This window comes from Pedobacter sp. SG908 (assembly GCF_011759615.1).
GTDB classification, from domain to species: Bacteria; Bacteroidota; Bacteroidia; order Sphingobacteriales; family Sphingobacteriaceae; genus Pedobacter; species Pedobacter riviphilus.
The window spans coordinates 881,857-896,829 of the sequence record NZ_JAAOYY010000003.1 but is presented as its reverse complement, the minus strand read 5'-3'; the positions used below and the strand labels follow the sequence as shown (position 1 = coordinate 896,829).

Genomic DNA, 14,973 nt, shown 5'->3' with positions numbered 1-14,973 from the left:
TAATTCTATTTAACGTTTTTTTCCAAATAAGCAATCGCTTGGCCAACTGTACCGATGGTTTCAGCCTGATCATCAGGAATAGCTACATTGAATTCTTTTTCAAATTCCATAATCAATTCTACGGTATCTAAAGAATCTGCACCTAAATCGTTGGTGAATGAAGCCTCTGGCGTAACTTCGCTTTCGTCAACACCTAGTTTTTCTACGATAATAGCCTTAACTCTTGAAGCAATATCAGACATAATTTTATAATTTAATGGTTAAATAATTCTGTGCAAAGAAAAATAAATTCTTACAATTTTCAAATGTTTTTATTTCGATACGTAATTTTGGTATCTCAATAACACAGCGAATATAGAATTAGTTTTTTAATTTCGTTCTGTAAATAATTTATTTCGCTTTGAATAAGACTTACCTAAAACTTACCTTAGACCTTGATTTTATACTAATTGCGATCACAGCACCCTTAAAAGACTATGTACTTTGCCACAAAATTAATACCCGGCTAAATACACAATTTGAAAAAATAGAAGACCATGAAATATTTTTTAATATCGACGAACCAGCCTGGTCTTTCTCCAAATATTACTTTTTTGTAGAGCAAGGTGAGGTAGAATACTACTTAATTTGCAATAAAAGCAGCGACGGTTTTCTAATTCCGGAGATGAACAAAGTAGATTTTTTTATTATTATTAAAGAATTTATTGATAAGGAAGATTTGGATTATTTAATCAATGGTTTAAATAAACTGCCTGATATACAGGTGGCTGCAAAGATAGATCCGACCAAGTTAAAGAGCCGTGAGAATTTGGTAATATAAAAATTATATACTTGGTGTATTAAATACACTATATTTGACGGTTACAAACAAAGAACAAAAAAACAAAATATATAAATTTTAATGCAGTTTGATTATTTTAGATAATAATTAATGCTTTCTTTAAACTGCATTGCTAAAATCAATTAATTAAATGAAACCTTTTCATTCGAGAACTAAAATTGTTGCCACGCTTGGGCCTGCATCAGCAAAACCAGATGTATTATATAGTATGTTTAACGCAGGTTTAGATGTTTGCCGGTTAAATTTTTCACACGGATCACAAGCAGATCACCAGGCGGTTTTGGATACCATCCGCGATTTAAACCAGAAATACGATTATAATGTAGGTATCCTTGCCGATTTACAAGGTCCTAAAATCCGCATCGGTTTAGTGAAAGAAGGTGGCATTAACCTGATCAATGGTAAAACTACCGTAATTACAACTACCGAATGTATTGGTAACGAAGAACGTATTTACATCACTTACCAAAACTTCCCTCAGGATGTTCAGGCTGGCGAAATTATACTTTTGGATGATGGAAAGCTTCAGATGAAAGTGATTTCTACCAATTTAAAGGATGAAGTAGTTTGTGAGGTTGTTCACGGTGGTATTTTAACTTCAAGAAAAGGTGTAAACCTTCCAAATACTAAAGTTTCTATTCCTTCATTGACACCAGAAGACCGCGAAAACTTAGAGTTTGTTTTAGAAAACGATGTGGAATGGATCGGTTTATCTTTTGTGCGGAAGGCAGAAGATATTATCGAACTTAAAAAGATTATTGCTGAGCGTGGTAAAACAGCACGCGTAATTGCTAAAATAGAAAAACCAGAGGCTATTGCGAACATCGACGAAATTATTGCTGCAACAGATGGTATTATGGTTGCCCGTGGCGATTTGGGTGTTGAATGTCCGATGGAAGAGGTTCCATTGTTACAGAAAATGATTGTTGCTAAATGTAGAGCAGCTTCTAAACCTGTAATTGTAGCTACACAAATGTTAGAGAGCATGATCACTACCCCTCGCCCAACACGTGCAGAGGTAAATGATGTGGCCAACTCTGTTTTAGATGGTGCTGATGCAGTGATGTTAAGCGGCGAAACTTCAGTTGGAGAATTTCCGCTTATTGTAATCGAAACCATGCAAAAAATTATCCAGAACATTGAGCAGAACAATTATCCTTTCAATCCTGATAAGTTTTTAAAACCAAAATCGCCATCTTTCTTAAGCGATGCCATTTGCGATTCAGCTTGTTTCTTAGCGAAACAAACTAACGCCGTAGGTATTGTATCGATGACTTTAAGCGGTTACACTGCTTTCGAAATCTCAAGTCACCGTCCGGAAGCTTTAACCTTTATTTTTACCAGTAACAGGGCATTATTAAATGCAGTAAGTTTACTTTGGGGTGTAAGAGGTTTCTACTACGATAAGTGGGAAAGTACCGATAACACCATTATCGAGGTTAACGAATTCTTAAAAAGCAAGAAATTGGTTAAACAAGGTGATATCATTATCAATACTGCCGCTATCCCAATGGAAGCAAAAGGTAAAACCAATATGTTAAAAATTACGGTGATAGATTAATTTCTAATATCATATTTATAAAATGCTTCTGATTTTGATCGGGAGCATTTTTTTTATCAATAAAAAATATACTTTTGCAATCCAGCACGGAGAGGTGTCAGTCCGAAGGACCCCTATGGGGAGTGTTGATCGAGCAGGCTTGGAAAGTAGTGACCAATAAATTAATCTTTGTGCAATAAAAGATAATTATGTTTTATAGTTATATTTTGAAAAGCGAGAAAGATGGGAAGTACTATTTATTATGGGAGTACTGAAAACCTGGAAATAAGATTAATCAAGCATAATAGGGGAGATGTAAAATCGACGAAAGCTAGGCGTCCTTTAATCATTCACTTTTTTGAAGAATTTAATTCAAGAAGTGAAGCTTTTAGAAGAGAACAATATTATAAGTCTGTAAATGGCTACATTTATTTGAAACAAAATAAAATCATATAACCGGAGAGGTGTCAGAGTGGTCGATCGAGCACGCTTGGAAAGCGTGTGTACTGCAAGGTACCGCGGGTTCGAATCCCGCCCTCTCCGCTTTAGATCTATCCCAAGTTCTAATTAAAAGAATGCCTAAACTCCAAGGGAGATAAATGCGTTTTTGTTTTAAAGAACTTACTGAATGATTGTGGATGCTCAAAACCCAGTTGGTAGGCAATTTCACTTACTGATAATTCAGTCGTCGAAAGTTTTTCTTTTGCTTTTTCAACTAACTTTTCGTGAATAAGTTGCTGGGTATTCTGTCCAGTCAAAGCCCTGAGCATATCGCTTAAATAACGTGGCGAAAGGTTTGCTTCTGCGGCTAGGTATTCAACTGTTGGCAATCCGCTAAGCAAAGATTTTTCATCAGTAAAATAATTCTCCAATAAGTGTTCTATTTTAGTTAATACATCATTATTTACCACCTTTCGGGTAATAAACTGACGTTTGTAAAAACGGTTGCTATAATTGAGCAACACTTCGATGTAAGACACCAGCACATCCTGGCTAATTTCATCTATTGAAGTGTTCAGTTCTTCATTAATATTATCGAATAGTCCTAAAATTATTTTCTTCTCCTTGTCTGACAGAAATAATGCTTCATTGGTTTCGTAAGAGAAGAAACCATATTTCTTTATGGTCGAACCTAGCGGATAGTTACGGATGAGGTCGGGATGGAACAGAAGTGTCGTCCCATAATATTTAGCCTCATTATCTGCATAAATCAACTGGTTTGGTGAAGTAAACATCATACCGCCCTCGTTAAAGTCATAATAACCCTGCCCATAGCCCATTCGGCCTGTTGTTGAATATTTATAGGAAATCTTATAAAAGTTGAAAAAAAACGGGCGGTCTAACATTTCTGTATTGGTGGCCATCAGCGAATTATCGACCAAACTGATCAGCGGATGCGTGGGTCTAGGAACCTGCAGCAACGCATGTATTTCAGAGATTGTTGAAATGCGTAAAGGGGCTTTCTTTTCCATAATATAAAAGTACAAATATTAGGGCAACACAAAATACTGGGTTTGCATTGCCCTCGGTAATTAATTACCCAAAAATACCTTGACAAAATCGGCTCTGAAAGCTTCATCACCCTGTGCCAGTCGCTGTGCATATAAGGCCTTGGCATCTTCGCCAGCTACATAACGCAGTTTGTTTTTGCCATCTGTAGCCGCTTCGTATACAACTGCAGCAATTTGCTCAGGAGAAGAAGCCGTTTCCATCATTGAACCAAAACCTGCCATCATTGATTGTACCATCGGATCATAATCTTCGTTGCTTGCCAGTTCTAAAGAACGGCCCAAAAAATCTGTTGCAATTCCTCCTGGCGATACGGTTTTGATGTTTACACCAAAAGTGTTCAGCTCAAAAGCCATGCTTTCGCTCCAGCCTTCCAATGCCCATTTTGTAGCATGATAGGTTGAGCCTAGTGGGAAAGCGATTAATCCGCCTATAGAAGTTGTTGAGATAAACAAACCTTCTTTCTTTGCTCTGAAATAAGGAATGAATGCCTGCGTAACACGGATTACACCCAACAGATTTGTGTTAAGCTGTTTTACGATCTGTTCGTCGCTCAGTGCTTCTAATGGCCCAATTAAGCCATAGCCAGCATTGTTAAATACTACATCTACACCTTGTTCAATTGCTTTTTTTGTAGTCGATTGAATCTGAGCAAGGTTGGTCACATCCAAAGGAAGTACGGTAACGTTGTTTAATGCACTTAATTCTGTATCTTTTTCAGGGTTGCGCATGGTAGCAATTACATTCCAACCTTTGCGCTGAAATAATTTGGCAGCAGCATTTCCCAAACCTGTAGAAGCTCCTGTAATAAAAATTGTCTTTTGCATTTTCTATTGTTTTAAATTAACAATACAAAGTTGCGGCAAAGAGCAGATGCTGATGTAGCCAAATTGAGTTTGCTTGTAGTCTAAATGACAGCTGTTTTTTTGAAAGGGGGGAAGCTAAAGCGCCTTATTTGAGAGAAAATCCAGGTAATTTTACCTTAATTATTGCCGCTTTGTTGTAAGGATAACGCCAATATTTGCACCATTATTGCGCTTGGAAAAATATAGTTAAAAAACGTTGTTTTCATGTGTTATAGCCTATATTTTTGGGCTTGTCCTCCAAATTAAAACAGTAAGAATATGGGTAATTATGTAATTGGTTTTCACGAAATCGGCAGGTCTGAAATTTTAGAAGCAGGCGGCAAAGGCGCCAACCTTGGCGAGCTATCCAAAATTGAAGGGATAAAAGTGCCCGATGGCTTTTGCATTACAACCAGGGCCTATGAAAAAATAATGGCAAACAATAAGCAGCTTAATGGCTTGCTGGACGAATTAAGCCAGCTTAAAGCAGCAGATCTGCATGCCGTTAGTAAAACCAGCGCCAAAATCAGGACACTTATTGAAAACATATCCATTCCGGATGATATTGCCCAAGAGATCGGAAAGCATCTTGCCAATTTTCACAAATATGAAGCCTTTGCTGTGCGGTCCAGTGCTACCGCTGAAGACCTTCCATCAGCATCTTTTGCCGGTCAGCAGGACACCTACCTGAACATTATCGGAGAAGCAGCTGTCCAAAAACATATCAGCAAGTGCTGGGCATCATTATTTACCGATAGGGCGGTAATTTATCGTATTCAAAACGGTTTCGATCACCGTAAGGTGCAATTGTGTGTAGTGGTGCAGCAAATGGTCTTTCCGCAAGCGGCGGGGATTTTGTTTACTGCTGACCCGGTTTCCGGGAATCGGAAAATATTATCCATTGATGCCAGCTTTGGGCTGGGGGAAGCACTGGTTTCGGGTCTGGTAAATGCCGATAATTATCAGGTGAGCAATGGCCGTATTATCAATAAAAAAATATTAACCAAGAAGCTGGCCATTTATGCCTTAAAGGATGGCGGTACAAAATCTCATGCACTTTCAGCGGAAGAGCAAAATAAGCAAGTGCTAACCGATGAACAGATTTTGCAGCTTGAGCAGTTGGGGCGGAAGATCGAAGCACATTTTGGTAGTCCCCAGGATATTGAATGGTGCTTGGTCGACGATATCTTTTATATCGTTCAAAGCAGGCCAATTACTACTTTATATCCCATTCCAGAAACAAACGATACTGAAAATCATGTGTATATATCTGTAGGCCATCAACAAATGATGACTGATGCCATGAAACCACTAGGGTTATCATTGTGGCAGTTAAGGGCAGCAAGGCCAATGTTTAAAGCTGGGGGAAGATTGTTTGTTGATGTAACGGATAGTTTGTCTACCCCAGCTGGGAGGGAGAATCTATTAGATGCGATGGGGCAACATGATCCGCTCATCAAAGATGCATTGATTACCATCACAGAAAGAGGCGACTTTATAAAACAACTACCAGATGACGGAAAAGGCCCCGTGTTGGTCAAGAGTACTAAGGGCCTGTCGGCTGCCGATATTTTAGCGCAAATAGGAAACGACCCTGCTATCGTTGCTGGCCTGATTAAAACTAATGAGGCATCAGTAGAAACATTAAAACAAAATATCCAAACGAAATCAGGACAGGATCTATTTGATTTTATCCTGGAAGACATCGAGCAATCAAAGAAGATGATATTTGATTCGCAACATATGGGAGTGATTATCGCCGCAATGAATGCTTCATCCTGGATCAATGAAAAGATGGAAGAATGGTTGGGTGAAAAAAATCCAGCAGACACACTGTCTCAGTCGGCACCCAACAATATTACTTCAGAAATGGGCTTGGCACTATTGGATGTTGCAGATATAATCCGTCCTTATCCAGAGCTAATTAATTATTTGCAAGAGACAAAAAAGAATGATTTTTTAGATGACCTGATTCAATTTGATGGTGGAAAGGAAACCCGGAATGCAATCTACGCTTATCTCGAAAAATACGGAATGCGGTGTGCGGGAGAAATTGATATTACGAACACACGCTGGTGCGAAAAACCATCCATATTAATTCCCTTAATCCTCAGCAATATCAAAAACTTTGAGCCCAATGCTGGTAAGCGGAAATTTGAGCAGGGGAAACAGGAAGCTTTAAAAAAGGAAAATGAATTATTAGGTAGATTGACTCATTTACCAGATGGTGAACAAAAAGCTCTGGAAACAAAACAAATGATCAGTCTGCTCCGAAATTTTGCCGGTTATCGTGAATATCCAAAATACGGTATTGTTAACCGCTTTTTTGTTTATAAGCAGGCTTTACTAAAAGAAGTCGAAAAACTCGTAGATGCTCATGTTTTTCATGAAAAGGAAGATAGCTATTACCTCACTTTTGAAGAACTTTGTGAAGTGGTACGCACGCATCAAATTGATTACCAGCTTATTGTTGAACGAAAAGAAGAGTACAGCAAATACGAGAAACTTACGCCTCCACGGGTAATTACCTCTGATGGCGAAGTTATTATGGGTAAGTACAATCGCAAGAACCTTCCGGCAGAGGCCATTGTAGGTTTAGCGGTCTCTTCAGGAATGATTGAGGGGCGGGCACGGGTAATCCTAAACATGGAAGATGCTGACCTGGAAGATGGAGATATATTGGTCACCCCATTTACAGATCCCAGCTGGACCCCATTGTTCGTTTCAATAAAAGGTCTGATTACAGAAGTTGGTGGATTAATGACGCATGGTGCTGTAATTGCAAGAGAATATGGCCTGCCAGCTGTGGTTGGTGTAGAAAATGCCACCAAACTGATTAAAGACGGGCAGCATATTAGGTTGAACGGAACAGATGGGTATGTGGAAATATTAAAACATTAAATAAATAGGCCATCATATAAGACGGCCTATTTTTATTGATAACGTCAATTATTTTCTTATCGAAATCACTGTTTGTAAAATGACTGAAGTCATTACGAAAGCCAAACCGATATAAAATGACAGGTTCAATTCTTTACCCTCGTTAAAAAATATAAAGGCAAGTATTATTGCATAAACAGGTTCCAGATTAAAACTAAGGTTCACCGTAAAAGCAGAAATACGCTTTAAAGATTCGGCAAACAAGACATACAGACCAACAGTACAAAAAGAGGCCAGTAAAATGAGGTAGCCTGTATCTTTCATGCTTGGGATTATGGTTTCGACAGGAAAGAAATGTAGATACATAGGAAGTAAAATGCCCAAACCTACTGTTCCGCCAAACATCTGATAATAGTTGATAAGCCTACTGTCGTAAATTTTTACCAATCTTTCGTTATAAATGGTATAAAGTGCGGCAAAGGCAGAAGAGATTACACCTAAACCAATGCCAAGCTGATAGGACGAATCGAAGTGGAAAATCAAAGCGATGCCGAACAAGGTAAGCAAGCTTAACAATATTTCTGACAGATTAAACCGATATCGGTTAATAAGGGGCGCAAAAATTGCCGTGAAAAAGCTGGTTAAACAGTAGCATACCACTCCGACTGAGATATTTGAATACTTAATGCTGGCATAGAAAAACACCCAGTGCACCGTAATAAACATCCCTATTTTTGAAATGTTAAATTTCTCGTTTAGTTTAATGTCGGTTTTTACCTTAAATAGTTTTAAAACCAACCATAAAATAATTGCGGAGAAAAGGACCCTGTACCAAACTAAAAGACCTTCATTGAGGGATATAAGCTTACCGAATATGCCGGTAAAGCCTGCAAGTATTACAGCAAAGTGTAATACCAAATATGATTTTTTCATAAAGAGTTATCTGCCGTCCTGAAAAGGACAAGAATTAAAAATTAATAAATAAACGCAATATCAACTGCCAATAAAATAACCCGACAGCTTGACTATTGCATACAACTACACTATTTATTAAAATTTTGGTGGCGAAATAATGCTCTTTTTGTTCATATCTATTGTTTGAGATAAAGATAATAAAAATGTTATATAGTCAAAAGCCCGATGTCAGAAGTTAAGTTGTAAATAAATAGCCCACAAATTTGTGCACTCTATGCCTTCCCTATATGCCCTTTGTAGTTAATAAAGGATACGTCGCATGAATTTATATCAAGATTGATACCCATCATTTCCTAAAACAGTCTTATTTTTAGCGCAAGATTAACTAACATGATGAATAGATATTGGCTTACCGTAACGGCTTGTACTTTGGCCATTACAGCAAATGCTCAGCAGAAAGCTTTAACCGTTAAAGATTACGAAAGAGCGGAAAGTTTTATGAGCTACAATACAGCGAAGTACATCGACCATTCCACTGTGCAACCTAACTGGCTCGAAGGTGATAAATTTTGGTATACTACTAAAGCGAATGGTGCTGAACAAACTTTTTTGGTAGATCCGGTAAAGAAAACCAAAACGCTAACTACCGATTATAAAAGCAGTGCAACACCATCACGTGGTGGGGCTGGCCGCAATGAAGTTTTATCTCCCGATAGAAAAAAAGCTATTTTAATTAAAGATTATAACCTCTTTGTTAAAGATGTAGCTACAGGGAAATTAACCCAACTAACCACTGACGGTATTAAAGATTATGGTTATGCTACTGATAATGCGGGATGGAAACATAGTGATGCGCCAATTTTGCGCTGGTCGCCTGATTCGAAAAAGATAGCCACTTTTCAGCAAGATCAGCGTAATTCGAAAGATATGTACCTGGTAACTACTAATGTTGGAGCCCCAACGTTAAAAGCCTGGAAATATCCTTTGCCTGGTGATAAACAGATCGCGACCATCAGAAGGGTGATTATTGATGTTGAAAATCCAAAGATAATTTCGCTTAACATTCCTGCAGATCAACACCGTGCTACCTTAAGCGATGATATTTCGAGCAGTGGTACCTTTGATGATATCGATTGGAAAGCCGATGGCACTGAAGTCGCATTTCTGTCTACTTCCCGCGATCATAAAAATGAAAAATTCCGCATTGCCAATGCCACAACAGGTGCCGTTCGCGAAGTTTTCGAAGAAACCGTAAAAACACAGTACGAATCTGGTCAGGGCGCTATCAACTGGCGTTATCTTCCTGCCTCTAACGAAATTATCTGGTATTCTGAAAGGGATAACTGGGGACATTTATATTTATATGATTCAAGCAACGGCAAACTAAAAAACCAGATTACCAAAGGCGATTTTGTGGTTTCACGTTTGGTTAAAGTAGACGAAAAAACACGTACGCTTTATTTCATGGCTAACGGTCGCGAAAAAGGTAATCCTTATTTCAGTTACCTATATAAAATTGGTTTCGATGGGAAAAATTTAACCCTTTTAACGCCAGAAGCTGGTAATCACCAGGTCGTATTTTCTCCATCTTTCGAATATTTTGTAGATAGTTACTCGAAGCCTGATGTACCTGGCGTTACCGTTTTAAGAAGTATCAACGGTAAACTAATCAATACCTTAGAGAAAACAGATGTATCGAGGTTGGCCGCCGCAGGTTGGAAAGTACCTATTCCGGTTACTGTTAAGGCCAAAGATGGTAAAACAGATATCTATGGACTGGTTTTTACACCAACCAAAATGGATGCCAGGCAGAAATATCCGGTTATCGATTATATTTATCCGGGCCCTCAGGGTGGTAGTGTAGGCAGTTGGTCTTTTGCGGCTTCACGTGGAGATAATCAGGCTTTAGCCGAGCTGGGCTTTATTGTAGTCGTAATAGAAGGAACCAGTAATCCCGACCGCTCTAAAAGTTTCCATGATATGAGCTATGGCAATATGGCCGAGAATACCTTGCCTGATCAGATTGCAGCCATCAGACAGCTTTCTGCCAATTATCCTATTGATACAACTAAAGTAGGTATCTGGGGACACTCAGGCGGAGGCTTTGCCACTGCTGCGGCCATGTTCCGCTATCCGGATTTCTTTAAAGTAGGAATTTCTGAATCAGGTAATCACGACAACAGAAACTATGAGGACGACTGGGGCGAACGTTATAATGGCTTGGTAGAAAATTCGGATTATGAAGCACAGGCCAACCAAAACTACGCCAAAAACCTAAAAGGAAAACTGATGTTGGTACATGGTATGATGGACGACAATGTACCACCTTACAATACATTATTAGTAGTTGAGGCATTAGAAAAAGCAAACAAATCTTTCGATCTGGTGATTTTTCCAAATAGTGCACACGGTTATGGCGATTACTCGCCTTACATGACACGCCGCCGTTGGGATTACTTTGTACAACATCTTTTAGGAGCAGAGCCGCCTAAAGATTATCAAATGAAAGCTAGTACAAAATAACGTTTACAAGAGCAACCTAATCAGTTGCTCTTTTTTATTTATATTACCTTCGCAGTTAAAAAAAGTGCTTTTTAAGTTTTTGTTAATTAAGCAAATCATATTATGGGAAAAACCAAAGGTCAGAATAATGTAATCATCACCGGTGCTACAGGAATGGTAGGTGAAGGGGTATTGATGCAATGCTTAAACAGCCCTAAGATTGATACTGTTTTAGTGATTAACCGCAAACCGTGTGGTTATAGCCATCCAAAGCTTAAGGAGATCATCCATCCTGATTTTTTCGATTTTTCGCAGATTGAAAATCAGCTTTCGGGTTACAATGCCTGTTTTTTTTGTTTGGGAATTACCTCAGTAGGTGTTGATGCCGATACTTATTATAAAATGACTTATACCCTAACCATGCATGTTGCCGAAACGTTAAGCAAGCTGAATGCTGATATGACTTTTTGTTATGTTTCTGGAGGTGGAACGAATGAGAATGGCCGTTTAAAATGGGCCCAGGTAAAGGGGAAAACTGAAAACGATCTGATGAGATTACCTTTCGCTCAGGTGTTTAATTTTCGCCCGGGTTTTATTAAACCGTTGCCAGGACAGAAATACGCTCATAAATTTTATGCTTATATCAATTGGTTATTTCCTATTGGAAGGGCTATTTACCCAAGTGGTTTCTGTACCATGGCCGAACTGGCACAGGCGATGATCAATACCTTGAGCCATAATGGTGAAAGGCGGATTTTGGAGGGCAAAGACATCATTGCTTTAGCTAAAGAATAAGCTCAGGCACCGCTTAGGTACCCGAGCTCATCTTCAGCAGGTTTAAGGATTTAGTTTAGGTTAATTGATTATTTTGGGTTTAATATAAAACAGCGGTTGCGTCTTTATCTTTTTGAGATAATACGGTTGCACCCGAGCCGCATTGGCCACCGTTCATGAGCGACTGGGAATCTGTTCCGGTAACACCAGGAACATTTGTTGCAGTTGACTCGCCTTGGGCTGCCCAGTTGGTATGTCTGAATGAGATGCAGTGACCAAATTCATGACAAATGGTTCTGGCACGTTGAGCAAATGAATTACCCGCAATGTAACTTTTATTGATTTTGATTAAAGCACCTGCGCTTCCGCCCGATGGAAACTGCCCCTGGCCACAAACACCCGAACCTAAATTTTCATCTTTGATCAGGATGTCATAAGGTGCCGAGGTTACAATATTAAGGCGTAGTGTAGAACCAGATACACCATTCCATTGTGCAATGGCATTATTAATTTCGCTGCTCATTGAAGTCATAGACGGGTCTACAAAAACTCTGATATTTAGCTTATTAGTGCTGTTTACAATACTTCCGGTATAATACTGCTCTGTTTTTGGTCCAGCGCCATTAGTCGTAATTACCATGTTTTTAGGAAATATAATATCTTCTTCAACGATATATTCGTTTCCATTATCTACAATACTCGATTCGGGGAATCCTAGATTTTTAATGTGCTGTAAAACCTTATCGGCATTTTTTACAGTTTCTTGTGGTTCTGTTGTTGATGTTTCTTGGTTTTTTTTACATGCAGCAATTACAACTGCAACCATCGCTACGATTGCGATTTTTTTTAGGTTTTTTTTCATTGGTAAAGAGGTTAGTTAATCCTTAAGAGCTGATGAAACAAATGTAACAGAACGTGTTACATGAATTTTAAGCAAGCCGCGAATTTTACACGAAAACTTAACTGGCATTTAGTGTGGCTGTTTAAAGCTGTTATTGTATTTAAAAATTTACACGAACAATCTATTTTTATAGGTAATATTTTAGATATACAGAAATTGTTATGTGTTTTTGCTGCGATAAATGAATTTTAAATCATGGCAATATCAAATATTAAGCTTGATAAAAAATAATTTCTGTTCTGATTTTACACTGCCATAGGGTTGTCAGTGGCCTGTATTTACTTTGTTTAACTAAAACAAAAAGACATGGTACAGGAACAATTATTCGCAGAAACAATGGAAGAAACTTCCCTTGTGTATTTAATGAAAAATTATGCTAACTATAATTTCTGGGCAAATTTAACCTTGGTAAATTGGTTAAAAAATCATCCGGAAGAATTATTGGAGCAAGAAGTATTATCGAGTTTTAAAAGTGTAAAGTTAACGCTCGCCCATATTTTACAGGCACAGGAGTATTGGTATTCAATTCTCACTAAAACTGAATTCGAATTTCGCGAATATGGAAGCTTGAATGATATTTTTCATGCGCTGTTGAAACAGTCAGAAAACTTAGCCGTTTATATTACTGCAATCAGTGAAGATAGATTTAACGAGAAAACTGAAATTCAAAGTCCTTGGTTTACTTCAGATTTTCAGAATTTTGAATATGTGTTACATGTTTTTAACCACAGCACCTACCACCGTGGCCAGATCATTACCATTTGCCATAATTTAGGAATAACAGGTGCTCCTATGACGGATTATAATTTCTATAATGTAATGGCAAAATAAAATACCATTCGTTAAATAATGGCTTGTTGGAAAATCTTATTCAATATGGATCTTCCGACAAGCTGTTTTGGTATATTAGGCTACCTTCTATTATTTTTTATTGTCGTATTTTCTTTGATTGTCCTTGTTGGAAGTTTGATCTGACCGCTGGCCGCCACCATTGGTTATTCCCTGAATTTTTTTATCCGTTTTAACATCGTGGTTAGCTCGATCGGCTATTGAACTGCCTTGAACCGTTGGATTGTTTTTTGGTGTGATCGTATTTTTCATAACGCAAAGATTTAGTGAATAAATTGCAGAGCGCTATAATAACAACCAATGTGGGATTGGATATGTTTTGATTTTTTGAAATTCTAATATTTCTCATGGCGTAGTCCGTCATTCCCAACTTGATTGGGAACCACGTAGTGCTCATGAATGCCTTTGAAGAGAAGAAAGCTTATGAATAATCGTAATGCAATAAGCTTTAAGATTCCTCCTTCGAGAGAATGACGCTCGACTAAGGAAACCTAGTACAACAAAAATATAGTTGGTTGCTTATGCAGGTCTATTTCTTCTTTGCGCCAATTGTAAACGCTTTGGGTTTTAATAAATTCATCCTCTGCGGTGAGGTTGCTGGCTACGCAAACCTGTGTATTGGGCTTGCAGCTTTTTAGCACTTCTTCAAAAAGCTGATTATTGCGAAAAGGTGTTTCGATAAATATCTGTGTTTGTTTGTAACGGCTTGCCGATAAATCTAAATCTTTAATCCGCTTGGTACGTTGTTCTTTATCTATTGGTAAATAACCCCAAAAAGCGAAACTCTGTCCGTTAAAACCTGAGGCCATAAGGGCCAGTAAAATCGAGCTTGGCCCTACCAGTGGCACTACTTTAATACCACGTTTATGTGCTTCGGCAACAATATCTGCACCAGGATCGGCAATACCAGGGCAACCAGCTTCGCTCATTAAGCCTACGTCTTTTCCGGCAGCAAGCTCAACAAAAAACTGACCCAAATCTGTTCGGTTATGTTTACCATAATCGTGCACAATTAAATCTTTCTGCGGCGTTTTTAAACCTGCCTCTTTTAAAAAGCGACGGGCTGTTTTACTATTTTCTACAATGTAGGTATCAATCTGGTTAATGGTATCAACCAAATAAGGGGTAAAAGTTTTGTGTGCTACCTCTTCAGCCAATGGTACGGGAATAAGGTATAAAGTGCCTTTTTGCATGTTACAAAAATACTCACAATAAATAGAATTTAAGTTCTAAAGTTGATAGAACTGGCAATATAATCTCTTTTGTAAGCAAAGGTGTAGCAAATTTTATTTCTGACTGACTTATTTTCTGCACAATTAAACTTGGCTTAAAACGTTAAATATTAGTTAAATATGCCTTGTATGGCAATATTTGAGGGAAAATGCAAAAACTATGCTTGCATATTAAACCCTCGATA

General features: G+C 38.2%; 13 protein-coding genes and 1 tRNA gene. 7 read left to right on the top strand and 7 right to left on the bottom strand.

Annotated features, from left to right (window positions below; all coding sequences use genetic code 11):
• Window positions 1-5: 5 nt before the first annotated feature.
• A complete protein-coding gene (locus tag FHT21_RS24410; RefSeq protein ID WP_008508386.1) occupies window positions 6-242 on the bottom strand; it encodes an acyl carrier protein in 237 nt (78 codons plus the stop codon).
• Between the two features lie 158 nt (window positions 243-400).
• Here FHT21_RS24410 and FHT21_RS24405 point away from each other — a divergent pair, with 158 nt between their 5' ends.
• The 3 genes from FHT21_RS24405 (at window position 401) to FHT21_RS24390 (ending at window position 2,924) form a co-directional block, all read left to right on the top strand.
• Window positions 401-820: an IPExxxVDY family protein gene (locus tag FHT21_RS24405; protein WP_057931852.1), complete on the top strand. Its 420-nt coding sequence runs from the start codon at window positions 401-403 to the stop codon at window positions 818-820.
• A gap of 151 nt (window positions 821-971) precedes the next feature.
• On the top strand, window positions 972-2,402 hold the full coding sequence (gene pyk, locus FHT21_RS24400) for a pyruvate kinase (RefSeq protein WP_167297295.1): 1,431 nt from the start codon (window positions 972-974) through the stop codon (window positions 2,400-2,402).
• Window positions 2,403-2,839: 437 nt separating this feature from the next.
• Window positions 2,840-2,924, top strand: a tRNA-Ser gene (locus FHT21_RS24390).
• Window positions 2,925-2,944: 20 nt separating this feature from the next.
• On the opposite strand, the gene FHT21_RS24385 is transcribed toward FHT21_RS24390, so the two are convergent.
• Both FHT21_RS24385 and FHT21_RS24380 read right to left on the bottom strand, forming a co-directional pair.
• Entirely contained in the window at window positions 2,945-3,853 is a 909-nt protein-coding gene (locus tag FHT21_RS24385) for a helix-turn-helix domain-containing protein (RefSeq protein WP_167297294.1), read from the bottom strand.
• Window positions 3,854-3,913: 60 nt separating this feature from the next.
• Window positions 3,914-4,717 carry an SDR family oxidoreductase gene (locus FHT21_RS24380; protein WP_167297293.1) on the bottom strand — a complete coding sequence of 268 codons (804 nt, stop codon included), beginning with the start codon at window positions 4,715-4,717 and terminating at the stop codon, window positions 3,914-3,916.
• A 297-nt stretch (window positions 4,718-5,014) separates the two neighbouring features.
• On the opposite strand from FHT21_RS24380, the gene ppsA reads away from it, so the two are divergent.
• Window positions 5,015-7,636: a phosphoenolpyruvate synthase gene (ppsA, locus tag FHT21_RS24375; RefSeq protein WP_167297292.1), complete on the top strand. Its 2,622-nt coding sequence runs from the start codon at window positions 5,015-5,017 to the stop codon at window positions 7,634-7,636.
• A 48-nt stretch (window positions 7,637-7,684) separates the two neighbouring features.
• On the opposite strand, the gene FHT21_RS24370 is transcribed toward ppsA, so the two are convergent.
• Entirely contained in the window at window positions 7,685-8,548 is an 864-nt protein-coding gene (locus FHT21_RS24370; protein WP_167297291.1) for a DMT family transporter, read from the bottom strand.
• Between the two features lie 372 nt (window positions 8,549-8,920).
• Here FHT21_RS24370 and FHT21_RS24365 point away from each other — a divergent pair, with 372 nt between their 5' ends.
• Together FHT21_RS24365 and FHT21_RS24360 are read left to right on the top strand one after the other, a co-directional pair.
• A complete protein-coding gene (locus tag FHT21_RS24365; protein WP_243854087.1) occupies window positions 8,921-11,053 on the top strand; it encodes a S9 family peptidase in 2,133 nt (710 codons plus the stop codon).
• A gap of 102 nt (window positions 11,054-11,155) precedes the next feature.
• Complete coding sequence (locus tag FHT21_RS24360) at window positions 11,156-11,827, top strand: NAD-dependent epimerase/dehydratase family protein (protein WP_167297290.1); 672 nt, start codon at window positions 11,156-11,158, stop codon at window positions 11,825-11,827.
• Window positions 11,828-11,906: 79 nt separating this feature from the next.
• Here the strand turns inward: FHT21_RS24360 and FHT21_RS24355 are convergent, their stop codons facing one another.
• On the bottom strand, window positions 11,907-12,668 hold the full coding sequence (locus FHT21_RS24355; RefSeq protein WP_167297289.1) for a M57 family metalloprotease: 762 nt from the start codon (window positions 12,666-12,668) through the stop codon (window positions 11,907-11,909).
• A 345-nt stretch (window positions 12,669-13,013) separates the two neighbouring features.
• Between FHT21_RS24355 and FHT21_RS24350 the strand changes: the two genes are divergently transcribed.
• On the top strand, window positions 13,014-13,538 hold the full coding sequence (locus FHT21_RS24350; protein WP_208399027.1) for a DinB family protein: 525 nt from the start codon (window positions 13,014-13,016) through the stop codon (window positions 13,536-13,538).
• 90 nt (window positions 13,539-13,628) lie between these two features.
• On the opposite strand, the gene FHT21_RS24345 is transcribed toward FHT21_RS24350, so the two are convergent.
• Together FHT21_RS24345 and FHT21_RS24340 are read right to left on the bottom strand one after the other, a co-directional pair.
• Window positions 13,629-13,808 (bottom strand): hypothetical protein, encoded by a 180-nt coding sequence (locus FHT21_RS24345; RefSeq protein WP_086548038.1) that lies wholly within the window; start codon window positions 13,806-13,808, stop codon window positions 13,629-13,631.
• A 239-nt stretch (window positions 13,809-14,047) separates the two neighbouring features.
• On the bottom strand, window positions 14,048-14,749 hold the full coding sequence (locus tag FHT21_RS24340; protein ID WP_029274984.1) for an SAM-dependent methyltransferase: 702 nt from the start codon (window positions 14,747-14,749) through the stop codon (window positions 14,048-14,050).
• Between the last annotated feature and the right edge of the window lie 224 nt (window positions 14,750-14,973).

Bases quoted from the DNA above. Each gene is read 5' to 3' on its own strand.
- FHT21_RS24355 (WP_167297289.1), bottom strand. From the start codon at position 12,668: ATGAAAAAAAACCTAAAAAAAATCGCAATCGTAGCGATGGTTGCAGTT.
- FHT21_RS24360 (WP_167297290.1), top strand. From the start codon at position 11,156: ATGGGAAAAACCAAAGGTCAGAATAATGTAATCATCACCGGTGCTACA.
- FHT21_RS24380 (WP_167297293.1), bottom strand. From the start codon at position 4,717: ATGCAAAAGACAATTTTTATTACAGGAGCTTCTACAGGTTTGGGAAAT.
- FHT21_RS24350 (WP_208399027.1), top strand. From the start codon at position 13,014: ATGGTACAGGAACAATTATTCGCAGAAACAATGGAAGAAACTTCCCTT.
- FHT21_RS24345 (WP_086548038.1), bottom strand. From the start codon at position 13,808: ATGAAAAATACGATCACACCAAAAAACAATCCAACGGTTCAAGGCAGT.
- FHT21_RS24410 (WP_008508386.1), bottom strand. From the start codon at position 242: ATGTCTGATATTGCTTCAAGAGTTAAGGCTATTATCGTAGAAAAACTA.
- FHT21_RS24365 (WP_243854087.1), top strand. From the start codon at position 8,921: ATGATGAATAGATATTGGCTTACCGTAACGGCTTGTACTTTGGCCATT.
- ppsA (WP_167297292.1), top strand. From the start codon at position 5,015: ATGGGTAATTATGTAATTGGTTTTCACGAAATCGGCAGGTCTGAAATT.
- FHT21_RS24385 (WP_167297294.1), bottom strand. From the start codon at position 3,853: ATGGAAAAGAAAGCCCCTTTACGCATTTCAACAATCTCTGAAATACAT.
- FHT21_RS24370 (WP_167297291.1), bottom strand. From the start codon at position 8,548: ATGAAAAAATCATATTTGGTATTACACTTTGCTGTAATACTTGCAGGC.
- pyk (WP_167297295.1), top strand. From the start codon at position 972: ATGAAACCTTTTCATTCGAGAACTAAAATTGTTGCCACGCTTGGGCCT.
- FHT21_RS24340 (WP_029274984.1), bottom strand. From the start codon at position 14,749: ATGCAAAAAGGCACTTTATACCTTATTCCCGTACCATTGGCTGAAGAG.